Below are 22,693 nucleotides of genomic sequence, written 5' to 3' on the forward strand. Positions count from 1 at the left end.
CGAATGCGATCGCAATTGTGACAAGGATCAATTCTCGGACTGACGGTGCGGTCCCAAGTTAATGCAACACCTGTGGAGAGGGAGCAAGCTCCCTCTCCACAGGTGAAGTGTTTCGACCTGCCGTCAGAAGCCCTCGAGCACAATCTTGCCCTTGGACTTGCCGCTTTCCAGCAAGGCATGCGCCCGGCGCAGGTTCTCGGCGTTGATGGTGCCGAAATGTTCGCCAACCGTAGTCTTCAGTGTGCCTGCGTCGATCAGGGCGGCCACGCGGTTGAGCAGTTTGTGCTGTTCAAGCATGTCGGCCGTTTCGAACAGCGAGCGGGTGTACATGAATTCCCAATGCAACGACAGGCTCTTGCGCTTGAGCTTGGTTACGTCCAGCGCCTTGGGATCGTCGATCAGCGCCAGTTTGCCCTGGGGCGCGAGGGCTTCAACCAACTGGTCCAGATGCTGGTCGGTCTGGGTCAGGCTGGCGACGTGAGTCACCTGGGGCTGGCCCGCTTCTTTCAACACTTCGCTCAATGGCTGGCTGTGGTCGATCACCAGGTCGGCCCCCAGGCTGTGTACCCAATCCTGGGTCTGCACACGGGACGCGGTGCCAATCACCTTCAGCCCGGTGAGTTGGCTGGCCAGTTGCGTCAGGATCGAACCCACGCCTCCCGCCGCGCCGACGATCAACAGGCTCTGGCCCAGGTCGCTTTGGCCTTCCTGGATTTGCAGGCGCTCGAACAACAACTCCCAGGCGGTAATGGCCGTCAGCGGCAGCGCCGCCGCTTCGGCGAAACCGAGGGTCTTGGGCATGTGGCCGACGATGCGCTCATCCACCACGTGCAGCTCGCTGTTGCCGCCGGCCCGGGCGATGGAGCCGGCATAGAACACCTGGTCCCCGGCCTTGAACAGCGTAACCTCGCTGCCCACCGCCTTGACCACTCCGGCCACGTCCCAGCCCAGCACCTTGGCTGCGCCGTCTTCGGGCTGGACGTTCTGGCGGACCTTGGTGTCCACCGGGTTGACCGAAATAGCCTTGACCTCCACCAGCAGGTCCCTGGGACCGGCGACCGGTTCTGGTAGCTCGATGTCCTGGAGCGATTGCGGGTCAGTGATAGGCAACGAGTGGTAGTAGGCGATGGCTTTCATGAAGCGGCTCCGTGAGATGAATTCGATGGAAGCCATGTTTAGCTATTTATCGTCGAGATAAAACCGGCTAAAAGAACAGGCTCTTTCAATGATTTTTTGATAATGGAGTCGTCATGCTTCGCTTCGATGACTTGCAGTTGTTTGTCCGGGCGGCGGACCTGGGCAGTCTTTCGGCTGCGGCCAGGGTCATGGACCTGTCGGCGGCGGTGGCCAGTGCCGCGTTGAAACGGATCGAGCAGCACCTCGGCGCGCGGCTGTTGGCCCGTTCCACCCGTAGCCTGCGCCTGACGGCCGAAGGCGAGGGCTTTCTCGAATATGCCCGGGCTGCATTGAGCAGCCTTGACGAGGGCCGGCGGTTGTTGACCAGTGGCCAGGACCAGGTCAGTGGGGTGTTGCAGTTGTCCGCACCGTCGGACCTGGGACGCAACCTGCTGCTGCCCTGGCTGGATGCGTTCCAGCGCGAGTACCCCGGGCTGACGGTGCGGCTGTTGCTGGGCGATCGCATCGCCGATCTGTTCAAGCAGCCGGTGGACATCGCCTTGCGTTATGGCGATCCGGAAGATTCGAGCCTGGTCGCCCTGCCCATTGCCCCGGATAACCGCCGGGTGCTGTGCGCATCGCCGGACTATCTGGCTCGCCACGGTGCACCCCATCAGTTGGAACAACTGGCCCAGCACAACTGCCTGTTGTACATGCTGGGCAGTCGGGTCCATGACCGGTGGGGTTTTCATGACGGCAAACGGGAAGTGAGCCTCACCGTCAGTGGCGACCGTTTCAGTGACGACGCCGATGTGGTGCGACGCTGGGCGGTGGCGGGTGCCGGGATTGCCTATAAATCGTGGCTGGATGTGTCCACGGACGTGCTGGCCGGACGCTTGAAAATCCTATTGCCGCACCTGCAATGCGAACGCGCGCCCCTCAATCTGCTGTGTGCCCACCGGGCGCAATTAAGCAAGCCCATCAACCTTTTACGGGACATGCTCCAGGCCCGCTGCGGTGAGTTGACGGCTCGTTTTCCAGTCTTGACGGGGGCCGGCCATTAGTCGCGGGCAAATAGAGAATTTTCCCTCAGGAACAATCGCCTCCAAAGGTTTCCGGAGGACAGGAAAGCTCGACCGCCCCGCTTATACTATCGGCCGCCTGCGCCAGAGCAGTAGACGAATGATTCAACAGGGAGTGAATACATGGAACATGCACCTTGCATCAGCCAGATCGCCACGCTGCTGGCTGACCCCAAGCGCAGCGCAATGATGTGGGCCTTGATGGACGGCACGGCCCGCCAGGCCGAGGAGTTGGCATTGCTCGCCGGGTTGTCGCCGTCCTCGGCCAGCGCGCATCTGGGACGCCTGTCCGCTGGAGGCCTGTTGAAAGTCGAAGCCCGGGGCCGCAAGCGGTTTTTCCGCCTGGCAGCCCCTGAAATCGGTGCTGCCGTCGAAGCGCTGGCCAGCGCGACGCTGGTCAGTACGCCGCGCCAGATCCCGGACATCTTCAAGCGCCGGGTCATGCCGAGCAAAGCGCCGTCGGCTCCCACGTCGTTGATGCGGGCCAGACTTTGCGACGATCACCTGGGGGGCACCCTGGCGGCGGACCTGTATCAGCAACTGCTGGATGCCGGGTGGATCGAGCAGTTCGAGCAGCGGGTGATCGTCACCCACAAAGGCGCCAATCAGTTGGCCGAACGTGGCCTGTTCATCCAGGCCCTGGCCCATCGCAACGCCCGCATTGCTTGTGCCTGCCCGGACTGGAGCGAGCGTCGTCCACACCTGGGGGGCGCGCTGGGGGCGGCCCTGCTGCAACTGTTCATGCAGTCGGGTTGGCTGAGCTTGCCGAACGATTCGCGAGCCCTGCAGGTGACGACGCTCGGCCAGCAGGAAATCCAGCGGTTCGCCCGGCAGGACACGGTGGAGATGGCAATCTAGAGAACGCTCGATGCGTCGCTCAGGGCTGTCGGCAGGTCGTATTCAGCAATAGCCACCTGCGAGGTTCGCGCACACTCGGTCCGGGGAATTATCGGATTGGGGGAGGCAGCATGGACACTCACGGCTACAGTGCGGCGGAACGATTGGAACGGTTACCCATCAGCGGTTACCACCGGGTCATCTTCATCATCATCGCCCTGGCGTTTTTCTTTGACTCCATGGACCTGGCGATGATGACGTTCCTGTTGGGATCGATCAAAGCCGAGTTCGGCCTGAGTACCGCCCAGGCCGGTTTGCTCGCCAGCTCCAGCTTCTTCGGCATGGTGGTGGGGGCGTCGCTGTCGGGCATGCTGGCCGATCGTTTCGGGCGCAAGCCGGTGTTCCAGTGGAGCATCGTGCTGTGGGGCATTGCCAGTTACTTGTGCTCCACGGCCCAGGACATCGAGACCTTGACGCTGTTTCGCATCCTGCTGGGCATCGGCATGGGCATGGAATTTCCGATTGCCCAGTCGATGCTTTCGGAGCTGATCCCGGCCAAGCGTCGGGGCCGCTACATCGCCTTGATGGACGGCTTCTGGCCGCTGGGTTTCGTGGCGGCGGGGGTGCTGTCGTATTTCCTGCTGCCGGTGGTCGGCTGGCGCGACATCTTTCTGGTGCTGGCGGTGCCAGCGGTGTTTGTCCTGGCGATTCGTTTCTTCATTCCCGAGTCGCCACGCTGGCTGGAGCAAGCCGGTCGGGGCGATGAAGCGGACGCGGTGCTCAAGCGAATCGAAGATAAGGTCCGGACCTCGCTGGGGTATCAGAACCTGCCGGAGCCGATCCGTTTGCCAAGGGTTGAGAGCGCGCCGGGCAATTTCTTTTCGGCCCTGGCGCAGATCTGGTCACCGCTGTATCGCCAGCGCACGATGATGATCTGGAGCGTCTGGTTCTTTGCCTTGCTCGGTTTCTATGGCCTGACGTCCTGGCTCAGCGCGTTGTTGCAGCAGTCGGGGTTCGCGGTGACCCAGTCGGTGTATTACACGGTGCTGATTTCCCTGGGCGGGATTCCCGGTTTCCTGATGGCGGCCTGGCTGGTGGAGCGCTGGGGGCGCAAACCGGTGTGCGTCATCACGCTGTTGGGCGGTGGGGCGATGGCGTTTCTGTATGGGCAGAGCGCGGTGTTTGGCGGCAACGTCGGCCTGTTGATCGGCACCGGCTTGCTGATGCAGTTTTTCCTGTTCGGCATGTGGGCGGTGCTCTACACCTACACGCCGGAGCTGTACCCCACCTCGGCCCGGGCCACGGGCTCAGGCTTTGCTTCGGCGGTGGGACGCATCGGTTCGCTGCTCGGTCCGCTGGTGACCGGCCTGGTCTTTCCCATCACCGGCCAGGGTGGCGTGTTCGCCCTGGGCGCGTTGTGCTTCGCCGTGGCGGCGGGGGTGGTCTGGTTGTTCGGGATGGAGACCCGGGGCAAGACGTTGGAGGAGTTGAGCGAGGCGATAAGGTGATAGGCATTCCCGTGGCGAGGGAGCTTGCTCCCGCTGGGCTGCGTAGCAGTCCTCTCGTCACATGAACGAAACCCATCGGTTGCGACCGCTTCGCGCTCGAGCGGGAGCAAGCTCCCTCGCCACAGGTTGTTCTTTGTTCCCTGTGGTAAGGGCAGCTCATTTCCACAACGCTAAGGTTTTACCAGCCGCGCATCCAGGCTGTTCTGCGCCAGGCGCTTGGCCTGGTCCTGGGTCATGCCCAGATGGGTATACAGCGCGTGGAAGTTTTCGGTGACGTAGCCGCCGAAGTACGCCGGGTCATCGGAGTTCACCGTCACCTTCACACCGCGTTCGAGCATGTCGAGGATGTTGTGCTGCGACATGTCGTCGAACACGCACAGCTTGGTGTTGGACAGCGGGCACACGGTCAGCGGAATCTGCTCGTCGATGATCCGCTGCATCAGTCGCTCGTCTTCAATGGCTCGCACGCCATGGTCGATGCGCTGGATCTTCAGCAGGTCCAGGGCTTCCCAGATGTACTCGGGCGGACCTTCTTCGCCGGCGTGGGCGACAGTCAGGAAGCCTTCGTTGCGTGCGCGGTCGAATACGCGCTGGAACTTGCTCGGTGGATGGCCCATTTCCGAGCTGTCCAGGCCCACGGCCACGAAGGCCTCGCGGAACGGCAGCGCCTGGTCGAGGGTCTTCTCGGCTTGTTCTTCGCTCAGGTGGCGCAGGAAACTCAGGATCAGGCCGCTGGTGATGCCCAGTTGCTGCTCACCGTCCTTGAGGGCGGCGGCGATGCCGTTGAGCACCACTTCGAACGCGATACCACGGTCGGTGTGGGTCTGCGGGTCGAAGAACGGTTCGGTGTGGATCACGTTCTGCGCCTTGCAACGCAACAGGTAGGCCCAGGTCAGGTCATAGAAATCCTGGGAGGTGCGCAGCACATCGGCGCCCTGGTAATACAGGTCGAGGAATTCCTGCAGGTTGTTGAAGGCATAGGCCTTGCGCAGGGTATCGACGTCGCTCCACGGCAGGGCGATCTTGTTGCGTTCGGCCAGGGCGAACAGCAGTTCGGGCTCCAGCGAGCCTTCCAGGTGCAGGTGCAGTTCAGCCTTGGGCAGGGCGTTCAGCCAGTCGTACATGGTCTTTTCTCATCAGCGAATCGATGGCGGGCATTCTACAGGCGCTGGCCGCCCTGTCGGGTAAAACCTGACCGGCTGATCCACTACACGGCGAGCGATTCACGCCGATAAGCATAGGTGTCGGCGAAGCGCGACAGCAGGAATTCGGCGCAGGTCGTCGTTGGGTACTTTGGCGGGTGGGCGTCATCCCGGCAACCGGGCAGGCATTGGATCAGCGTGTCGGGGTGCGGCTCGGCAAAGAACGGCATCGAGTACCGGTCCACCCCCAGCGGGCTGATCACTCGATGCGGCGTCGACAGGTAACGGTCGTTGCTCCAGCGCGCCATCATGTCGCCGAGGTTGACCACGAAGGTGCCGTCGATGGGCGGCGCGTCGATCCATTGGCCGTCGACGTTGCGCACTTGCAGGCCGCCGGCGGCGTCCTGATAGAGCAAGGTGATGCAGCCATAATCGGTATGGGCGCCGGCTCCTTGCTGTTCGGCGCTACTGGCAGTGCGGCGGGGCGGGTAGTGGATCAGGCGCAGTACACTGACCGGCTCGTTGAAGCGCGTGTCGAAAAAGTCCCGTTCGATACCCAGGGCCAGGGTCATGGCCCGCAGCAGTGTTTGTGCAAGTGCCTGCATGTCGCGGTAATGCTGCTCCATCAAGCTTTCCCAGCCAATCAGGTCCGGGTGGCGGTTGGGGCCACGCAGGGGTTTTTCCGCCAGCACGTCGGGATGATCGGCCGGCAAGTGCAGGCCCATGTCGAAGGTTTCCTTCAGGTCGCTGGGCTTGGTCGGGTCCAGTTGTTCGGTGGCGACGGCGCCGTAGCCACGGTGGTGGCGGGTCTGGGTGATGTCGATCTTGAGTTTTTCTTCGACGGGCAGGGCGAAGAAGCGTTGGGCACTGCCCAGCACCTCGGCGATACGCGCCGGGCTGATGGGATGACCCTTGATGTAGAAAAAGCCCCATTGGCGGCAGGCTTGGTCGATCTGCTCGGCGACGGTTTGCCAGGCGCTGGGCTCGTCGCCGTAGAGCGGGCTGATGTCGATGATGGGCAGGCTGTTCATGCGGCTTTCCTGGCTTGAAATAGATACCTCATGTGGGAGCGAGCTTGCTCGCTCCCATAATAGGTTTTAGGTTGGTTTTGGGGACTATTTGGGAATCTCAGCCTTCATGCCTTCGACGTAATAATTCATCGACGCCAGTTCCGCGTTGGTGGCGCTCACGCCCGCCGGGATTTTCTCGACGCCGGCCTGGTCCTTGATCGGGCCGGTGAACGGATGGAAGGTCCCGCTCTCGATGTCAGCGATGATCTGTTCGGCTTCGCCCTTGACCGCTGCTGGCACCAGGTCGCTGATCGGCAGTTTCACCGTGCCTTCTTTCAGGCCACCCCAGTAGTCCTGGGATTTCCAGTTGTGGTCGAGCACGCTTTGGGTTGCCTGGATGTAATGCGGGCCCCAGTCATTGACGATGGAGGTCAGCACCGCCTTGGGACCGAAGTGAGCCATGTCCGAAGCGTAGCCCACCGCATAGACGCCGCGTCGCTCGGCGGCCTGGATCGGCGCCGGGCTGTCGGTATGCTGGAACACTACGTCCACGCCCTGATCGATCAGCGCGTTGGCGGCGTCGGCTTCCTTGCCCGGGTCGAACCAGGAGTTGACCCACACCACTTTGATCTCGCTGCCGGGGTTGTACTTGTTCAGGGCCAGTTGGATGGCGTTGATGTCGCGGATGACTTCCGGGATCGGGAAGGAGGCGACGTAGCCGATCTTCTTGGTCTTGGTCATCTTGGCCGCGAGAAAACCACCGATGTAGCGGCCCTCATAGGTGCGAGCCAGGTACGTGCCCAGGTTCTTGTCTTGCTTGTAGCCGGTGGCGTGTTCGAAGATCACCTTGGGAAACTGCTTGGCGACTTTCAGTGTCGGGTTCATGTAGCCGAAGGAGGTGGTGAAGATCAGGTCGTATTTGTCCTTGGCCATGTTGCGGATCACCCGCTCGGCATCGGCACCCTCTGGCACGTTTTCCACGTAGTTGGTGGTGATCTGCTCGCCGAATTTCGCCGCCAGCTCCTTGCGCCCTTGTTCATGCTGATAGGTCCAGCCGTGATCGCCGATCGGGCCGATGTAGACGAAGCCGACCTTCAGCGGGTCGGCGGCACTGGCATTCAGGCCGGCGCCCAGGCCGACGGCGGCGACAACGGCGCAAAGCAACTTCTTCAAGGGGCGTTTGTGCATGAACTCGAACTCCATTTTGTTGTGAGGTTGGCTGTACGGCACTAATGCAAAATGCTGACCAACAGGACAACTAATCGGCACGGTCCAATTGTGGCGAGGGCGCTTGCTCCCGCTCGGTCGCGCAGCGGCTGTAAAAGCCGGGGGCCGCTGCGCGCCCCAGCGGGAGCAAGCTCCCTCGCCACAGTAAGATCGTCCGGGCGATAAAGGTGCGCGCCGCCCGCCACTCGCCACCCCCTGGTGCATCACACCGAACGAAACGTTCACCGCCTCCTATAGTCAGTAATTCATGACCCGCCCACGCTGACAGGCCTGCGATGCTCACTTTGCTCAAGCAAGAAAAACTGCTGTTGCTGGCGCTGATCGCCGCGTGTATCGCCTATCCGCTGGAACATTGGCTATTGGGCAACGGGCAACTGGTCGCGTTGATCAGCGGCCTGGTGCTGATCGGCTTCATCGTCGCCGCCTCGATGCGCGTGGCCCATCACGCCGAACTGCTGGCGGAAAAGGTCGGTGATCCCTACGGCACGATGATCCTGACGCTGTCGGCGGTGCTGGTGGAGGTGGTGATCCTGGCGATCATGATGAGCAACGAAGCGTCATCGACACTGGTGCGGGACACGATCTACTCGGCGGTGATGCTCGACATCAACGGCATCCTCGGGCTCGCGGCGCTGATGGGCGGGATCAAGCATGGCGAGCAGGCCTACAACGACGATTCGGCGCGCACCTACAGCGTGATGATTCTCACCGCCATGGGGGTATCGATGGTGGTGCCGGAGTTCATTCCCCGCGAGAGCTGGGAAATGTATTCGGCCTTTACCATTGGCGCGATGATCGTGCTGTACACCTTGTTCCTGCGCATGCAGGTCGGGCCTCACAGTTACTTCTTCAGCTACAGCTACCCGGAAAAACGCCGCAAGAAAGAGCCGCTGGAAAACGAACCGGAACCCATCAGCCTGGCGCTTTCCATCGGTGCGCTGGTGGTTGGCGTGGTGATTATCGGCGCCCTGGCCGAAGTCATGTCCAAGGCCCTCGACCTGGGGTTGGAAGGCTCGGGTGCGCCGCCGGTGGTCACGGCGATCCTGGTGGCCGCCATCTCCGCCGCACCGGAAATCCTCACCGCCCTGCGCGCGGCCCTGGCCAATCGCATGCAGTCGGTGGTGAATATCGCGCTGGGCGCTTCGCTGTCCACCGTGATCCTGACCGTGCCGGTAATGGAGGCCATGGCCCTCTACACCGGCCAGCCGTTCCAGATGGCAATGACTCCAGTGCAGACGGTGATGATCTTCATCACCCTGATCGTCAGCGCCATCAACCTCAACGATGGCGAAACCAATGCCATCGAAGGCATGACCCATTTTGTGTTGTTCGCGACGTTCATCATGTTGTCCCTGCTGGGGCTTTAGGCCCTGCACAAAACCAAACTGTGGGAGCGGGCTTGCTGTTCACTTAGGGCAATCGACAAACCCGTGGCGAGGGAGCTTGCTCCCGCTGGGCCGCGGAGCGGCCCCAAAACCTGCCAAATACGGAGCATCGGACACACCGGTTTACGACTGCTTCGCAGCCGAGCGGGAGCAAGCTCCCTCGCCACAGGTCCATCATTTTTCTTAAATGAACCGCATTGGCTCCCACCGGGGATTTTGGCTGGATCAGGCTCCGGCGATCAGTTCCCGCGCCGCCTGGCTGTGATCGGCAATCAGCCCCTTCAAATCCAAGCCCTCGACCTGCCCATCGATCACTCGCCATTGCCCGCCGATCATCACCCGATCCGCCCGATCCGCACCGCACAGCAGCAGCGCCGAGACCGGGTCGTGGCTGCCGGAAAAGCGCAGCTCATCAAGCTTGAACAGCGCCAGGTCGGCCTGCTTGCCCACCGCCAATTCACCGATATCGCCGCGCCCGAGCAGTTGCGCCGAGCCCCGGGTTGCCCAGCCCAGTACGCGTTCCGGTGTGATCGCTTGCGCGCCATAGCGCAGGCGCTGGATGTACAGCGCCTGGCGGGTTTCGAGGATCATGTTCGAGGCATCGTTGGATGCCGAACCGTCTACCCCCAGGCCCACGGGAGCGCCGGCGGCGGTCAGGTTCAGGGTCGGGCAAATGCCCGAGGCCAGGCGCATGTTCGAACTTGGGCAGTGACAGATGCCGGTGCCGGCGGTGCCGAGGCGGACGATTTCATCCGGGTTGAAATGAATCCCATGGGCCAGCCAGGTGCGCGGTCCGAGCCAGCCGACGCTGTCCAGGTAATCGACGGTGCGCAGGCCGAAGCGTTGCAGGCAAAAGTCCTCTTCATCGAGGGTCTCGGCCAGGTGCGTGTGCAGGCGTACGTCGAGTTTTTCCGCCAGCTCGGCGCTGGCCTGCATGATCTCGGGCGTGACCGAAAACGGTGAGCAGGGCGCCAGGGCAATCTGGATCCGGGCGCCGTCACCGCGCTCATGGTACTGGCTGATCAAGCGCTGGCTGTCGTCGAGAATCACCTGGCCCTGCTGCACGGTCTGCTGCGGCGGCAAGCCACCGTCGGCCTCGCCCAGGCTCATGGACCCGCGGGTCAGCATCGCGCGCATGCCCAGTTCACGAACACTCTGCACCTGCACATCGATGGCATTTTCCAGGCCTTCGGGGAACAGGTAGTGGTGGTCGGCCGCCGTGGTGCAGCCTGACAGCAGCAACTCGGCCAAGGCCACTTTGCTGGCCAGGGCAAGTTTTTCCGGGGTCAGCCGCGCCCACACTGGGTAGAGGGTCTTGAGCCAGGGAAACAACGGCTGGTTCACCACCGGCGCCCAGGCGCGGGTCAGGGTTTGGTAGAAGTGATGGTGGGTGTTGATCAACCCCGGCAGGATCACATGCTCGCGTGCATCGAAGATGTCGTCACAGGGCTGGGTGGGTTGTTGGCCGGCGCTCAGCAGTTCGACGATCACACCGTCCTGCAGGACGAGGCCGCCACGGGCATCGAGGTCGTTGGCGGTGAAAATGGCGAGGGGATTTTTTAACCAGGTACGGGTCGCAGGCATGGTGGCCGGCTCCTCTGAAAGTGGGTTCAGGTTAGCCAGCTCAGTGATGCCCTGTCTGCTGATCCAGGGTCGCCCGTTGGACAGGGCGAGGTGCGGAGTTTACTCAGGTTGCCGGGCGCAGATCCAGTGTCAGGTCGAGACCCCTGTGGGAGCGAGCTTGCTCGCGATAGCGGTAGATCAGCGACATCAATCTTGGATGTAAGGCCGCCATCGCGAGCAAGCTCGCTCCCACAGAGGAAAGATGGGTTACCAGGGAATCGTTTCGCCCCTGTAGTTGACGAAGTGATGCCCGCCCTTGCCGACGAAGGCATTCACTTGGTCGATCAACCCGCGGGTGCTGGTCTCGACATCGATGTCCGCGCCTTCACCGCCCATGTCGGTCTTGACCCAGCCCGGGTGCAGCGACAGTACGGTCAATGCCTGCTCGCCCAGTTGGCTGACAAAACTGTTGGTCATCGAATTGAGCGCCGCCTTGCTGGCCTTGTACAGCGCCAGTTCCGGGGCGTCGGGCATGGTCACGCTGCCCAGCACCGAGCTCATGAACGCCAGCACGCCGCTACCGTCGCGGATCTGGCCGACAAAGCGCTGGGCCAGGTTGATCGGGGCCACGGCGTTGGTGAAGAACAACTGGCCGACTTCGGCCAGCGTCGCGCCGCCTGGGCTCTGGTTGTCCGGACCCTTGACGCCGGCGTTGACGAACAGCAGGTCGAAGGTTTCGCCCTTGAGTTGTTGACTCAGGGCGATGACCGCTTGCTGGTCGTCCATGTCGAGTCTTTCGATCCGCACCGGGCCCAGCGCCCTCAAAGCCTCTGCGTTCTGCGGGTTGCGCACGGTGGCGGTCACGTTCCAGCCATCGCTGAGCAGGGTCTTCACCAGACCAAGGCCCAGGCCCCGGGAGGCGCCGATGATCAATGCGTTTCTTGCCGAATTCATGAGAGGCATCCTTGAAAGAAAAAGGTCATGGATTTAATGGACAGCGTTGCCCGAGCCGTTGTTTCAGCTCGTGACGCAACGCGTCGAGTTCGGTCATACGGGTTTCGATCAGGTTCAGTTTGTCTTGCAGCAATTGCGTCACGGCGCAGTCCGGGTCGGGGGCGTTCCACAGGGCGGCGACGCTGGCGCCGATCTCGCCCAGGGTAAAGCCCAGGCGCTGGGCGGTCTTGATATAGAGCACCAGTTGGACCACGTCGGCGGGGTAGTCGCGATAGCCGTTAGCGCTGCGCGTCGCTGCGATCAGGCCCCGCTGCTCGTAGAAGCGCAGCGTGTCTCGACTGACGGCGCAGGCCTGGGCTAATTCACCGATGCGCATTGTGGAACTCCAGAGGACTTGACCTTGGAGCATACCCCAGGCTTTAGCCTTTTCGCTCCCCAATTATCTGGAGCAAAGTGTATGTGGACTTCGATGCAATATCGCCGGGTGGTGCTCGGCAGTGCCTGGTACGACCTGATCGTGTCGGCCGCGCTGGTCACGCCGTGGAGCTTTGCGGCGCTGCATGGTGTGTTGATGAGCTTGGCTCAGCTATTCGACCTGCCTGGAGAACTGCCGCCGTTTGCGCCGGCGCATGTGCTGATGGTGAATCTGCTGGGCTCGATTGTCTGCGTATGGGCGGTGCTGCGGATTCGGGATCCGCAGCCGCTGTATGGGCGTTATGACGCGACGGGGCGGTTTCTGTTTGCCGCCTGGATGCTGTATGCGCTGCTTCATGGGGCCAGTGCGGTGTTGTGGGTTTTCCTGTTTTTCGAGGTGGTGTGGGGCGTCGTGCAGACACTGCCCGTCCGTGGCGAGGGAGCTTGCTCCCGTTCGACTGCGCAGCAGTCGCCTTCCTAAGAGGGACGCTGCGCGCCCCAGCGGGAGCAAGCTCCCTCGCCACAGGTGTACTTCAATGCCCCGCCTGCCAAGGTTGCCCCAAGGACACCGGCGCATACAGTCGGGTGCGCACGGCGTCCCGGGACAGCAGCACCAGCACCACAATGGTCGCGGCATACGGCAACATCGCCAGCAAGCTCGATGGAATCGCCAGCCCCAAGCCCTGGGCCACCAGGTGCAGGATGCTGGCGAGGCCGAACAGGTAGGCGCCCAGCAGCAGGCGCCACACCCGCCAACTGGCGAACACCACCAGCGCCAGGGCGATCCAGCCGCGCCCGGCGCTCATGTTCTCGGCCCACATCGGCGTGTAGGCCAACGATAGATAGGCGCCGGCCAGGCCGGCCATGGCGCCGCCGAACAGCACCGCCAGGGTCCGCACCCTTAACACCGGCAGGCCCATGGCACTGGCGGCGTCGGGGTTCTCGCCGACGGCCTGGATGATCAACCCGACGCGACTTTTCACAATCATCCACGCCACCAGGGCAAACAGCGCGAAGGACAGGTAAACCAGCAGATCCTGGGCAAACAGCATCCGCCCGATCAACGGAATGTCACTCAGGTAAGGAATGGCCAGCGGCTCGAACCCCGCCAGTGGTTTGCCGACCCAGGCCGCGCCGACAAAACTCGACAGGCCCACGCCGAAAATCGTCAACGCCAGCCCGGTGGCCACCTGATTGGCGTTGAATACCAGCGCCACCAACGCGAACAGCGCCGACAACAGCATGCCGGCAGCCATCGCTAGCAGCACGCCGAGCCAGAGGTTGCCGCTGTTGAAGGCGACGATAAAACCGATCACCGCACCGAACAGCATCATGCCTTCCTGGCCCAGGTTGAGGACGCCGCTTTTTTCGCAGACCAATTCACCCAAGGCCACCAGCAGTAACGGCGTACCGCAGCGGACCATGGCGTAGAAAATATTGCTCAACAGGTCGATATCCATCACAGTGCTCCTGCCTGTACGGCGGTGGTTCGGGTGCGCCGGGCCCAGCGCAGGTTGAGGCGTGGCCGGTACAGGATCAGCACGTCGCAGGCCAACAGGAAAAACAGCATCATTCCCTGGAACAGTTGGGTGATTGCCTGGGGAAGGTTCAGCGACATCTGCGCGCTCTCGCCGCCGATATACAGCAACGCCATCAACAGGCTGGAAAACAGAATGCCGATGGGATTGAGCCGTCCCAGGAACGCCACGGTAATTGCCGCATAGCCGTAGCCCGGCGACACCTGCGGCACCAGTTGGCCGATCGGCCCGGTCACTTCGCAGACGCCGGCCAGCCCGGCCAGCGCCCCGCTGATCAACAGCGCCAGCCACACCAGCGGCTTCTGGCGAAAACCGGCGAAACCGGCGGCGCGGGCATCGAGGCCCAGCACCTTGATTTGAAAGCCGACGAAGCTTTTCTGCAGCAACACCCACACCGCCACCAGCGCCAGCAGGGCGAAATATAGCCCGGCATGGACCCGACCATCTTCCAGCAGCAACGGCAGGCGACTGGCCTCGCCGAACATCGCCGACTCCGGGAAATTGAAACCCGCTGGGTCTTTCAACGGTCCGTGAACGCAAAACAACAGCAGGTTCAGGGCGATGTAATTGAGCATGATGCTGGTGAGGATTTCGTTGGCATTGAAGCGCGTGCGCAGCCACGCTGTGAGCCCGGCCCAGGCGGCACCGGCCAGGGTGCCGGTCAGCAGGATCAGCACCAGTGCCCAGCGGCTTTGCACGTCGATGATGTTCACCGCCAAGGCACTGCCGGCCAAGGCGCCCAGCAACAGCTGGCCTTCAGCGCCGATGTTCCAGATTCGCGCCTGGTAGGCCACTGCCAGGCCGAGGGCGCACAGCAGGATCGGCAAGGTCTTGACCAGCCATTCGGACACGCCGTACAGATCGCTGATCGGGGCGATCAACAGGGTGTACAGCGTTTGCAGCGGGTCGTGCCCCAGGGCGATAAACAGCAGCGAGCCACAGGCCAGGGTCAACACGGCGGCCAGTAGCGGCGAGCACCAGAGCATCAGGCGCGATTGTTGGCCGCGAGGTTCGAGAGAAAGCAGCATGTAGAACTCCGTTTAAACCGGTGCGGGGGCAGGGGATCGAGGGGCGTCGAACTGGCCGGCCATCCAGCCGCCGACGTCACTGAGACGGGTTTCGACGGTGGGTCTCAAGGCCGACAGACGCCCGCCGCACAAGGCGCCGAGGCGATCGCTGATCTGGAATAGTTCGTCGAGGTCTTCGGAGATCACCAGAATCGCCGCGCCTGCGTCGCGCAGGGCAATCAGGGCGCGATGGATGGTCGCCGCCGCGCCGACGTCCACGCCCCAGGTCGGGTGAGCGGCCACCAGCAGCTTCGGCTGTTGCAGGATTTCCCGGCCAAGAATGAATTTCTGCAGGTTGCCCCCCGAAAGGCTGCGTGCCGGGGTTTTGGTGTCGCGTGTCTTCACGCCAAAGCGACGGATGATCTCCTCGGCCAGGTGTTCGACCTTGCTGCGGCGAATCAGTCCGTGGCTGACCAGGCCCTGTTGGAAAGCGCTGAGCAAGGCGTTATCCGCCAGGCTCAATTGCGGCACGGCGCCATGGCCCAGGCGCTCGGCGGGGACAAATGCCAGCCCGAGCCGGCGACGGGCGTCGGGGCGTAGATGAGCCACGGGTTGCCCGTCGAATCGGATCGTTTCGCCTTGCGGGCGGGCAAGCGGAGTCTCTCCGCTGAGCAACGCCAGCCATTCGTCCTGGCCATTGCCCGCCACCCCGGCGATGCCGACGATTTCGCCGCTGCGCACCTCCAGGTCGATCTCCCGCAACGAGCAGCCGAACGGGTCCGGGTTGTGCCAGGACAGCTTGTTGATCTGCAGGAAGGCTTTGTCGGCGCAGACCTTGGGATAATCCGTGATCAGCCCGGCCGCTTCGCCGACCATCAGTTGCGCCAACTCCCGGTCCGAGCAATGCGCCGGGGTGCAATGCCCCGACACCCGTCCTGCGCGCAGCACCGTGGCGCTGTGGCACAGCGCTCGCACTTCCCCAAGCTTGTGGCTGATAAACAAGATGCTGCAGCCCTCGCTCGCCAGGCGGCGCAGGGTCACGAACAGCTCTTCGGCTTCAACGGGCGTGAGCACCGAGGTTGGTTCGTCGAGAATCAGCAGGCGAATGTCCTGCATCAGGCAGCGAATGATTTCCACCCGTTGCCGCTCGCCAATCGACAGGCTGTGGACCAGCCGCTGCGGCTCCAGCGCCATGCCGTAGCGCCGGGAAACCTCGCGGATCCGGGGTTCCAGCTGCGCCGGCGTACCGGCTGCCGCGCCCATTGCCAGGGCAATGTTTTGCGCAACGGTGAGCGTTTCGAACAACGAGAAATGCTGGAACACCATGCCGATTCCCAGGCTGCGGGCCTGGGCCGGGTTGCGCAGGTTGACGCGCTGGCCTTGCCAGATCACCTCGCCCGAATCGGCAGGGGTGACGCCGTAGATAATCTTCATCAGGGTGCTTTTACCCGCACCATTTTCCCCGAGCAGGGCGTGGATCTCCCCGGGTTGGATGCTCAGGTCGATGGCGTCGTTGGCCAGGCAACCGGGGTAGCGTTTGCTGATGTTGCGCAATTGCAGGCGCGCGATGGAGTCGGGGTTGGACATGACAGGCTCGGGCCGATGGACAGGAATGCCTGTGGATAAAGCAATTTCCTGGCCATCAGGTCAGGAAATCGCCTCGGCCCGCGCCGCCAAGGCTCTTTGCAGGTAGCCTGGGCATCTGCCATAGGAAAATTCTGCACCGGTTTGGAGCGCGCAAGTTTTGCGCAGGCATCGGTTTGCCCTGAAATGGGTGGTTAAAAATTGAGCAAGCGGCTGCGAGCCATGCCCTCCTTGGGGTAGCAGGAGCCATGAACGGGTTATCCACAGGTTGCTCCACAGTTATTGTGTGCAAGCCGGAAACTCGGGCATAAGCACTGCGGGGCTTTCTTCTAAAGGTGATAAACCGCCGCAAGCGTTTGTTTTATGGATGGATTTGTCGATTCGACGGGACTTTGGCTGAAAAATGAGCAACTCTCTGAAACCCGCATGACAGAAGGGTTACAGAGGGATTTGCTCAGGTTATCCACAGTCGGGCCCACAGTGGATGTGGGCAAGTTGAACGATTGCGGGCGCCCTGAAAGGTCGCAGGATGATCTCAACGTGCCAGCAGAATCCGGCCGCGACTCAGGTCGGCCAGGTGCGTTTGTAATGTTTCGATCTGCGCTTCACCCACGGCCAGTTGAAGGTCGACGCCATTGGCCGTAAAGCGTTCTTCATTGACCAACCCGTCGCATTCGGCGACGCGCAGTTTCACCAGGGCCAGTTCGGCGAAGCCGCAGGAACAGCGCAACGCTACGCGACTGATCAATTCGATTTTCTCGGCGTTTTGCAGGCATTTGTTCGCGCCGCCGCCATAAGCCCGGGCCAGCCCGCCCGTGCCCAGTTGAATCCCGCCGTACCAGCGGATCACCAGCACCGCGACCTGATCGCAGGCTTGTGCTTCGATCGCGGCCAGGATCGGCCGCCCGGCGGTGCCTCCCGGCTCGCCATCGTCGTTGCTGCGGTATTGGTCGCCGAGTTTCCAGGCCCAGCAATTGTGCGAGGCATTCAGGTCGCTGTGCTGGTCGATAAAGGCCTGGGCGTCGGCGGGGCTGCTGATGGGCGCGGCGAACGTGATGAAGCGGCTTTTGCGAATTTCTTCGCGGTATTCGCAAAAGCCGGCAAGGGTAAAGGGCATGGCGATCTTAGAGGGCAGGTGTCAGGCCGCAGCCCTTGAGAATGATGCGGATCAGGTTATCGCCAGCCTCGACCATGTCCTGCTTGGTCAACTTGCTGCGACCGGTCACGCGACAGATCTGGGTGGCGAAGTCAGCGTAATGCTGGGTACTGCCCCACAACAGGAAAATGAGGTGAACCGGGTCGATCGGGTCCATCTTGCCGGCATCGATCCAGGCTTGGAATACGGCCGCCCGACCATTGAACCAGGTGCGATAATCCTGGTTGAAATACTCGCTCAGGCATTCGCCACCGCTGATCACTTCCATGGCAAACAACCGCGACGCCTGGGGTTGGCGACGAGAGAACTCCATCTTGGCGCGGATATAGCGGGTCAAGGCTTCGGCCGGATCATCCTCGGCGGTGAGGGTGTTGAAGGTGCTGTCCCACAATTCGATGATGTTGCTCAGCACCGCCACGTACAACCCGAGTTTATTGGTGAAGTAATAATGCAGGTTCGCCTTGGGCAGCCCGGCCTTCAGGGCGATGGCATTCATGCTGGTGCCTTTGAACCCGTGACGGGCGAATTCATCTTCGGCAGCCTTGAGGATCGTCTCTTCGTTCTTTTGACGAATGCGACTGGTGGGCTTGCCACCGTGGGCAGGGACTTCAAAGGTCATGGGCGTTTCCGAGCTGGGTCTGTGGGCAAGCAAATGCGTTGATAGCGCACCGGCATCAATCCGACAAGTGCCATCACACTAAAAGCCCGACTAAACACCTGTGGGAGCGAGCTTGCTCGCGATAGCAGTGGATCCGTCACATCTTTATTGACTGAATCACCGCTATCGCGAGCAAGCTCGCACAAAGAGCAAAAGGGTTAACGGGTGGCCGCCAGGCTTTCGAGAAAACTCTCCAGCACCAGATGAGGCCGACGCCCCTTGCGGGTGACCGACGCCAGGCTCAGGTCATAGAAACGTGCCGAGGGCTTCAAGGCCCGCAGCCGACCTTGCTGGACCCAGAGGCTGGCGTAGTGATCGGGCAAGTAACCGATGTAGCGTCCGGTGAGGATCAGGAACGCCATGCCTTCGCGGTCCGATGCGCTCGCGGTGCAATTGAGCGCCTGGTAATGGGCCTGTATTTCGGCTGGCAGGCGGAAGGTCGGCGCGATGGCGTCCTGGCTGTTGAGGCGAGCGTCCTCAAGTTGCTGGTCATCGACATAAAACAGCGGATGCCCGACCGCGCAGTACAGCAGCGATCGTTCACTGTACAGCGGTTGATATTCCAGCCCGGACAGGGCACTGGCCTGGGGAACTACGCCGACATGCAAACGCCCGTCGAGCACGCCTTGCTCGACTTCGTTGGGGGCGATCATGCGAATCTGGATCTGCACGTCGGGCCCGCGTTCCTTCAACTGTGCCAAAGCGTGGGTGATGCGCATGTGGGGCAGGGTGACCAGGTTGTCGGTCAGGCCGATGGTCAGTTCGCCGCGCAGATGCTGGTGCAAGCCGTTAACCTCGGTGCGAAAGCTTTCCAGTGCGCTCAATAGCTGCAACGCCGATTGATACACCTCGCGACCTTCCTCGGTCAGGGAAAACCCCGCGCGCCCGCGCTGGCACAGGCGCAGGCCGAGACGTTGTTCGAGGTCGCTCATCTGCTGGCTGATGGCCGACCGGCCGATGCCAAGCACGGTTTCCGCCGCAGAGAAACCACCACATTCCACCACGCTGCGGAAAATGCGCAGCAGGCGAATATCAAAGTCGCTGACCTGGGCCAGTGGATCGGGACGACGAGCGCTCATAGTTTAGTGATCCGCCGACTGAAGGTTACAAAAGTTGGATTTCACCGACTTTATCGTCGTGGCAACTTAGCTGCAAGAACGCTTTCGATCCCCTGTCGCTTATGACCTGCGAGGTTTTGTCGATGAACATGCCCGAACACGCTGCCGGTTCCCTGGCCAGCCAGCTCAAGCTGGATGCCCACTGGATGCCTTACACCGCCAACCGCAATTTCCAGCGCGATCCGCGCCTGATCGTCGCTGCCGAAGGCAGTTGGCTAGTGGATGACAAGGGGCGCAAGGTGTACGACTCGTTGTCGGGCCTGTGGACATGCGGCGCCGGGCACACCCGCAAGGAAATCCAGGAAGCGGTCGCCAAGCAGCTGGGCACCCTCGATTACTCGCCGGGGTTCCAGTACGGCCATCCGCTGTCGTTCCAACTGGCGGAAAAAATCACCAGCCTGACCCCGGGCAATCTCAATCATGTGTTCTTTACCGACTCCGGCTCCGAGTGCGCCGATACCGCGGTGAAGATGGTCCGCGCCTACTGGCGTCTCAAGGGGCAGGCGACCAAGACCAAGATGATTGGTCGTGCTCGTGGCTATCACGGCGTGAACATCGCGGGCACCAGCCTCGGCGGTGTCAACGGCAACCGCAAACTGTTCGGCCAGGCCATGATGGACGTCGACCACTTGCCGCACACCTTGCTGGCCAGCAATGCCTATTCCCGTGGCATGCCAAAAGAGGGTGGCATCGCCTTGGCCGATGAGCTGTTGAAGCTGATCGAGCTGCACGATGCTTCCAACATCGCGGCGGTGTTCGTCGAACCGATGGCCGGGTCGGCTGGCGTGCTGGTTCCGCCAGAGGGTTATCTCAAGCGTCTGCGGGAAATCTGCGACCAGCACAGCATCCTGCTGGTGTTCGACGAAGTGATCACTGGTTTCGGCCGCACCGGTTCGATGTTCGGTGCCGACAGCTTTGGTGTGACCCCCGACCTGATGTGCATCGCCAAGCAAGTCACCAATGGCGCTATCCCCATGGGCGCAGTGATTGCCAGCTCCGAGATCTACCAGACGTTCATGAACCAGCCGACGCCTGAGTACGCGGTGGAGTTTCCCCACGGCTACACCTACTCGGCTCACCCGGTGGCCTGCGCGGCGGGCCTGGCGGCGCTGGACCTGCTGCAGAAGGAAAACCTGGTACAGAGCGTGGCCGAAATTGCCCCGCATTTCGAGAACGCGTTGCACGGTTTGAAGGGCGCGAAGAACGTCATCGACATTCGTAACTATGGCCTGGCCGGCGCGATCCAGATCGCCGGGCGCGACGGCGATGCCATCGTGCGTCCATTCGAGGCTGGCATGGCGTTGTGGAAAGCCGGGTTCTATGTGCGGTTCGGCGGCGACACCCTGCAGTTCGGGCCGACGTTCAACAGCAAGCCGCAGGACCTGGATCGCCTGTTCGACGCGGTCGGTGAAGTGCTGAACAAGCTCGACTGATCCGTTCTTCCATATAGCTTTCAATAACAGGCGTCCGTTCACGGGCGCCTGTGGATAATTCTGGAGTCCCCATGAGCCTCATCCCGCATTTGATCAATGGCGAATTGCTGAGCGACAGCGCTCGCACCGCCGATGTGTTCAACCCTTCCACTGGCCAGGCCATCCATAAAGTACCGTTGGCTGATCGCGCGACCATCCAGCAGGCCATCGACGCCGCGAAGGCGGCTTTCCCGGCTTGGCGCAATACACCTGCGGCCAAGCGTGCACAGGTGATGTTTCGTTTCAAGCAATTGCTGGAGCAAAACGAGTCGCGTATCGCCCAGTTGATCAGTGAAGAACACGGCAAGACACTGGAAGACGCGGCCGGTGAGCTCAAGCGTGGCATCGAGAACGTCGAATTCGCCTGCGCAGCGCCGGAAATCCTGAAGGGCGAATACAGCCGTAACGTAGGACCGAACATCGACGCCTGGTCAGACTTCCAGCCTCTGGGCGTGGTGGCGGGCATCACGCCGTTCAACTTTCCGGCGATGGTGCCGCTGTGGATGTATCCGCTGGCGATCGTTTGCGGTAACTGCTTCATCCTCAAACCATCCGAGCGTGACCCAAGTTCGACATTGCTGATCGCCCAGTTGCTGTTGGAAGCCGGTTTGCCCAAAGGTGTGTTGAGCGTTGTGCATGGCGACAAGGCCGCCGTGGACGCACTGATCGAAGCGCCGGAAGTGAAGGCATTGAGTTTTGTCGGTTCGACACCGATTGCCGAATACATCTATGCCGAGGGCACGCGGCGTGGCAAACGCGTCCAGGCACTGGGCGGGGCGAAGAACCATGCGGTGCTGATGCCGGATGCCGACCTGGACAATGCCGTCAGCGCACTGATGGGCGCGGCGTACGGTTCGTGCGGTGAACGCTGCATGGCGATTTCGGTGGCGGTGTGTGTCGGCGACCAGGTGGCGGATGCGCTGGTGTCCAAGCTGGTGCCGCAGATCAAGGCGTTGAAAATCGGCGCTGGCACGTCTTGCGGGCTGGACATGGGGCCGTTGGTGACCGGTCAGCACCGGGACAAGGTCAGTGGCTATATAGAAGAGGGTGTGGCGGCGGGTGCCTCGCTGATTGTCGATGGTCGCGGCTTGAGTGTGACGGGTCATGAGGAGGGCTTCTTCCTCGGTGGCTGCCTGTTCGATCGTGTGACCCCCGAGATGCGCATCTATAAGGAAGAGATCTTTGGGCCGGTGCTGTGCATCGTCCGGGTCAACAGCCTGGAAGAGGCGATGCAGTTGATCAACGATCATGAGTATGGCAACGGCACCTGCATCTTTACGCGCGATGGCGAAGCGGCGCGGTTGTTCTGCGATGAGATTGAAGTCGGCATGGTGGGCGTCAACGTTCCATTGCCGGTGCCGGTTGCCTATCACAGCTTTGGCGGCTGGAAGCGCTCGCTGTTCGGTGACCTGCACGCCTACGGCCCGGACGGCGTGCGTTTCTATACCCGTCGCAAAGCGATTACCCAGCGTTGGCCGCAGCGTGCCAGCCATGAGGCTTCGCAGTTTGCGTTCCCCAGCTTGTAACCGGTAAGTGAAGAGGCCGGCGCCCTAGGGCGCCGGCCTCTGTGTTTGCGGGGCTTTTTGACTGATGTGACAGAATTGTGAAAATAGGTGTTGACGGCAGATTCTGGAAGTCTATAATTCGCCCCACTTCCGGCGCAGTCGAAACGGAAAACTCCTTGAGATTCAATGAGTTAAGTAGGTTTCGAAGGTGCGGGGCTTCAGTTCATCGAAGCCTGGAAGGAGCAGGTGGAGCGGTGTTGTTTGGCTCTATCGGCGGTTCGATCTTCTCGGTCGAAAGCGGTGAAAAAGAGGTGTTGACAGCAGCGAGTAACGCTGTAGAATTCGCCTCCCGCTAACGAGAGATCGGAAGCGCAAGTGGTTGAAGTTGTTGAGGTTTCCGAAGCGAAACTTTGAAAA

General features: G+C 61.8%; 20 protein-coding genes. 7 read left to right on the top strand and 13 right to left on the bottom strand.

All coding sequences use genetic code 11. The annotated features are described in order from the left end of the window. Positions 1–123: 123 nt before the first annotated feature. Positions 124–1,137 carry a zinc-binding alcohol dehydrogenase family protein gene (locus BLU76_RS09570; protein ID WP_092147105.1) on the bottom strand — a complete coding sequence of 338 codons (1,014 nt, stop codon included), beginning with the start codon at positions 1,135–1,137 and terminating at the stop codon, positions 124–126. A gap of 113 nt (positions 1,138–1,250) precedes the next feature. Here BLU76_RS09570 and BLU76_RS09575 point away from each other — a divergent pair, with 113 nt between their 5' ends. The 3 genes from BLU76_RS09575 (at position 1,251) to BLU76_RS09585 (ending at position 4,543) form a co-directional block, all read left to right on the top strand. Further along, positions 1,251–2,180 (top strand): LysR family transcriptional regulator, encoded by a 930-nt coding sequence (locus BLU76_RS09575; protein WP_092147108.1) that lies wholly within the window; start codon positions 1,251–1,253, stop codon positions 2,178–2,180. Between the two features lie 141 nt (positions 2,181–2,321). After that, complete coding sequence (locus BLU76_RS09580) at positions 2,322–3,056, top strand: ArsR/SmtB family transcription factor (RefSeq protein WP_092147111.1); 735 nt, start codon at positions 2,322–2,324, stop codon at positions 3,054–3,056. A gap of 110 nt (positions 3,057–3,166) precedes the next feature. Next, the gene (locus tag BLU76_RS09585) at positions 3,167–4,543 is read left to right on the top strand and encodes an MFS transporter (protein WP_092222532.1); all 1,377 of its coding nucleotides are present in this window, start codon (positions 3,167–3,169) and stop codon (positions 4,541–4,543) included. 170 nt (positions 4,544–4,713) lie between these two features. Here the strand turns inward: BLU76_RS09585 and BLU76_RS09590 are convergent, their stop codons facing one another. From BLU76_RS09590 to BLU76_RS09600, 3 genes are all read right to left on the bottom strand, one after another. After that, positions 4,714–5,667 carry an adenosine deaminase gene (locus BLU76_RS09590; protein WP_092147117.1) on the bottom strand — a complete coding sequence of 318 codons (954 nt, stop codon included), beginning with the start codon at positions 5,665–5,667 and terminating at the stop codon, positions 4,714–4,716. Between the two features lie 83 nt (positions 5,668–5,750). Further along, complete coding sequence (locus tag BLU76_RS09595; protein WP_092222535.1) at positions 5,751–6,716, bottom strand: 2-oxoglutarate and iron-dependent oxygenase domain-containing protein; 966 nt, start codon at positions 6,714–6,716, stop codon at positions 5,751–5,753. A gap of 84 nt (positions 6,717–6,800) precedes the next feature. Next, the gene (locus BLU76_RS09600) at positions 6,801–7,883 is read right to left on the bottom strand and encodes a BMP family ABC transporter substrate-binding protein (RefSeq protein WP_092222537.1); all 1,083 of its coding nucleotides are present in this window, start codon (positions 7,881–7,883) and stop codon (positions 6,801–6,803) included. Positions 7,884–8,197: 314 nt separating this feature from the next. On the opposite strand from BLU76_RS09600, the gene BLU76_RS09605 reads away from it, so the two are divergent. Next, positions 8,198–9,289 carry a calcium:cation antiporter gene (locus BLU76_RS09605; RefSeq protein ID WP_092222539.1) on the top strand — a complete coding sequence of 364 codons (1,092 nt, stop codon included), beginning with the start codon at positions 8,198–8,200 and terminating at the stop codon, positions 9,287–9,289. Between the two features lie 243 nt (positions 9,290–9,532). Here the strand turns inward: BLU76_RS09605 and BLU76_RS09610 are convergent, their stop codons facing one another. The 3 genes from BLU76_RS09610 to BLU76_RS09620 form a co-directional block, all read right to left on the bottom strand. Beyond that, entirely contained in the window at positions 9,533–10,891 is a 1,359-nt protein-coding gene (locus BLU76_RS09610) for an 8-oxoguanine deaminase (RefSeq protein WP_092222541.1), read from the bottom strand. 246 nt (positions 10,892–11,137) lie between these two features. Then, positions 11,138–11,824: an SDR family oxidoreductase gene (locus tag BLU76_RS09615; RefSeq protein WP_063323084.1), complete on the bottom strand. Its 687-nt coding sequence runs from the start codon at positions 11,822–11,824 to the stop codon at positions 11,138–11,140. Positions 11,825–11,849: 25 nt separating this feature from the next. After that, the gene (locus BLU76_RS09620) at positions 11,850–12,200 is read right to left on the bottom strand and encodes a MerR family transcriptional regulator (protein ID WP_053118143.1); all 351 of its coding nucleotides are present in this window, start codon (positions 12,198–12,200) and stop codon (positions 11,850–11,852) included. Positions 12,201–12,281: 81 nt separating this feature from the next. Between BLU76_RS09620 and BLU76_RS09625 the strand changes: the two genes are divergently transcribed. Further along, entirely contained in the window at positions 12,282–12,719 is a 438-nt protein-coding gene (locus BLU76_RS09625) for a hypothetical protein (protein ID WP_063323082.1), read from the top strand. A gap of 52 nt (positions 12,720–12,771) precedes the next feature. On the opposite strand, the gene BLU76_RS09630 is transcribed toward BLU76_RS09625, so the two are convergent. The 6 genes from BLU76_RS09630 to BLU76_RS09655 form a co-directional block, all read right to left on the bottom strand. Next, complete coding sequence (locus BLU76_RS09630; protein WP_013692177.1) at positions 12,772–13,698, bottom strand: ABC transporter permease; 927 nt, start codon at positions 13,696–13,698, stop codon at positions 12,772–12,774. Then, positions 13,698–14,804, bottom strand: a complete 1,107-nt coding sequence (locus BLU76_RS09635) for an ABC transporter permease (protein ID WP_063323080.1) — start codon at positions 14,802–14,804, stop codon at positions 13,698–13,700. The genes BLU76_RS09630 and BLU76_RS09635 overlap by 1 nt, the downstream gene beginning before the upstream one ends. A gap of 12 nt (positions 14,805–14,816) precedes the next feature. Continuing rightward, a complete protein-coding gene (locus tag BLU76_RS09640; protein WP_092222542.1) occupies positions 14,817–16,370 on the bottom strand; it encodes an ABC transporter ATP-binding protein in 1,554 nt (517 codons plus the stop codon). Between the two features lie 532 nt (positions 16,371–16,902). Beyond that, positions 16,903–17,484: an IMPACT family protein gene (locus tag BLU76_RS09645; protein WP_092147136.1), complete on the bottom strand. Its 582-nt coding sequence runs from the start codon at positions 17,482–17,484 to the stop codon at positions 16,903–16,905. A 7-nt stretch (positions 17,485–17,491) separates the two neighbouring features. Beyond that, on the bottom strand, positions 17,492–18,142 hold the full coding sequence (locus BLU76_RS09650; protein ID WP_063323077.1) for a TetR/AcrR family transcriptional regulator: 651 nt from the start codon (positions 18,140–18,142) through the stop codon (positions 17,492–17,494). Positions 18,143–18,339: 197 nt separating this feature from the next. Then, positions 18,340–19,260 carry a LysR family transcriptional regulator gene (locus BLU76_RS09655; protein ID WP_003197516.1) on the bottom strand — a complete coding sequence of 307 codons (921 nt, stop codon included), beginning with the start codon at positions 19,258–19,260 and terminating at the stop codon, positions 18,340–18,342. A 122-nt stretch (positions 19,261–19,382) separates the two neighbouring features. On the opposite strand from BLU76_RS09655, the gene BLU76_RS09660 reads away from it, so the two are divergent. Both BLU76_RS09660 and BLU76_RS09665 read left to right on the top strand, forming a co-directional pair. Continuing rightward, positions 19,383–20,732, top strand: a complete 1,350-nt coding sequence (locus BLU76_RS09660) for an omega-aminotransferase AptA (protein ID WP_003197518.1) — start codon at positions 19,383–19,385, stop codon at positions 20,730–20,732. Between the two features lie 71 nt (positions 20,733–20,803). Continuing rightward, positions 20,804–22,297 (top strand): CoA-acylating methylmalonate-semialdehyde dehydrogenase, encoded by a 1,494-nt coding sequence (locus BLU76_RS09665; RefSeq protein ID WP_063323076.1) that lies wholly within the window; start codon positions 20,804–20,806, stop codon positions 22,295–22,297. Positions 22,298–22,693: the final 396 nt, after the last annotated feature.

Origin of the sequence: Pseudomonas sp. NFACC08-1 (assembly GCF_900106735.1) — a bacterium.
GTDB lineage: Bacteria > Pseudomonadota > Gammaproteobacteria > Pseudomonadales > Pseudomonadaceae > Aquipseudomonas > Aquipseudomonas fluorescens_Q.

Excerpts from the sequence above, each read along its gene's own strand:
- BLU76_RS09570 (WP_092147105.1), bottom strand. The coding sequence starts at position 1,137 with ATGAAAGCCATCGCCTACTACCACTCGTTGCCTATCACTGACCCGCAA.
- BLU76_RS09575 (WP_092147108.1), top strand. The coding sequence starts at position 1,251 with ATGCTTCGCTTCGATGACTTGCAGTTGTTTGTCCGGGCGGCGGACCTG.
- BLU76_RS09580 (WP_092147111.1), top strand. The coding sequence starts at position 2,322 with ATGGAACATGCACCTTGCATCAGCCAGATCGCCACGCTGCTGGCTGAC.
- BLU76_RS09585 (WP_092222532.1), top strand. The coding sequence starts at position 3,167 with ATGGACACTCACGGCTACAGTGCGGCGGAACGATTGGAACGGTTACCC.
- BLU76_RS09590 (WP_092147117.1), bottom strand. The coding sequence starts at position 5,667 with ATGTACGACTGGCTGAACGCCCTGCCCAAGGCTGAACTGCACCTGCAC.
- BLU76_RS09595 (WP_092222535.1), bottom strand. The coding sequence starts at position 6,716 with ATGAACAGCCTGCCCATCATCGACATCAGCCCGCTCTACGGCGACGAG.
- BLU76_RS09600 (WP_092222537.1), bottom strand. The coding sequence starts at position 7,883 with ATGCACAAACGCCCCTTGAAGAAGTTGCTTTGCGCCGTTGTCGCCGCC.
- BLU76_RS09605 (WP_092222539.1), top strand. The coding sequence starts at position 8,198 with ATGCTCACTTTGCTCAAGCAAGAAAAACTGCTGTTGCTGGCGCTGATC.
- BLU76_RS09610 (WP_092222541.1), bottom strand. The coding sequence starts at position 10,891 with ATGCCTGCGACCCGTACCTGGTTAAAAAATCCCCTCGCCATTTTCACC.
- BLU76_RS09615 (WP_063323084.1), bottom strand. The coding sequence starts at position 11,824 with ATGAATTCGGCAAGAAACGCATTGATCATCGGCGCCTCCCGGGGCCTG.
- BLU76_RS09620 (WP_053118143.1), bottom strand. The coding sequence starts at position 12,200 with ATGCGCATCGGTGAATTAGCCCAGGCCTGCGCCGTCAGTCGAGACACG.
- BLU76_RS09625 (WP_063323082.1), top strand. The coding sequence starts at position 12,282 with ATGTGGACTTCGATGCAATATCGCCGGGTGGTGCTCGGCAGTGCCTGG.
- BLU76_RS09630 (WP_013692177.1), bottom strand. The coding sequence starts at position 13,698 with ATGGATATCGACCTGTTGAGCAATATTTTCTACGCCATGGTCCGCTGC.
- BLU76_RS09635 (WP_063323080.1), bottom strand. The coding sequence starts at position 14,804 with ATGCTGCTTTCTCTCGAACCTCGCGGCCAACAATCGCGCCTGATGCTC.
- BLU76_RS09640 (WP_092222542.1), bottom strand. The coding sequence starts at position 16,370 with ATGTCCAACCCCGACTCCATCGCGCGCCTGCAATTGCGCAACATCAGC.
- BLU76_RS09645 (WP_092147136.1), bottom strand. The coding sequence starts at position 17,484 with ATGCCCTTTACCCTTGCCGGCTTTTGCGAATACCGCGAAGAAATTCGC.
- BLU76_RS09650 (WP_063323077.1), bottom strand. The coding sequence starts at position 18,142 with ATGACCTTTGAAGTCCCTGCCCACGGTGGCAAGCCCACCAGTCGCATT.
- BLU76_RS09655 (WP_003197516.1), bottom strand. The coding sequence starts at position 19,260 with ATGAGCGCTCGTCGTCCCGATCCACTGGCCCAGGTCAGCGACTTTGAT.
- BLU76_RS09660 (WP_003197518.1), top strand. The coding sequence starts at position 19,383 with ATGAACATGCCCGAACACGCTGCCGGTTCCCTGGCCAGCCAGCTCAAG.
- BLU76_RS09665 (WP_063323076.1), top strand. The coding sequence starts at position 20,804 with ATGAGCCTCATCCCGCATTTGATCAATGGCGAATTGCTGAGCGACAGC.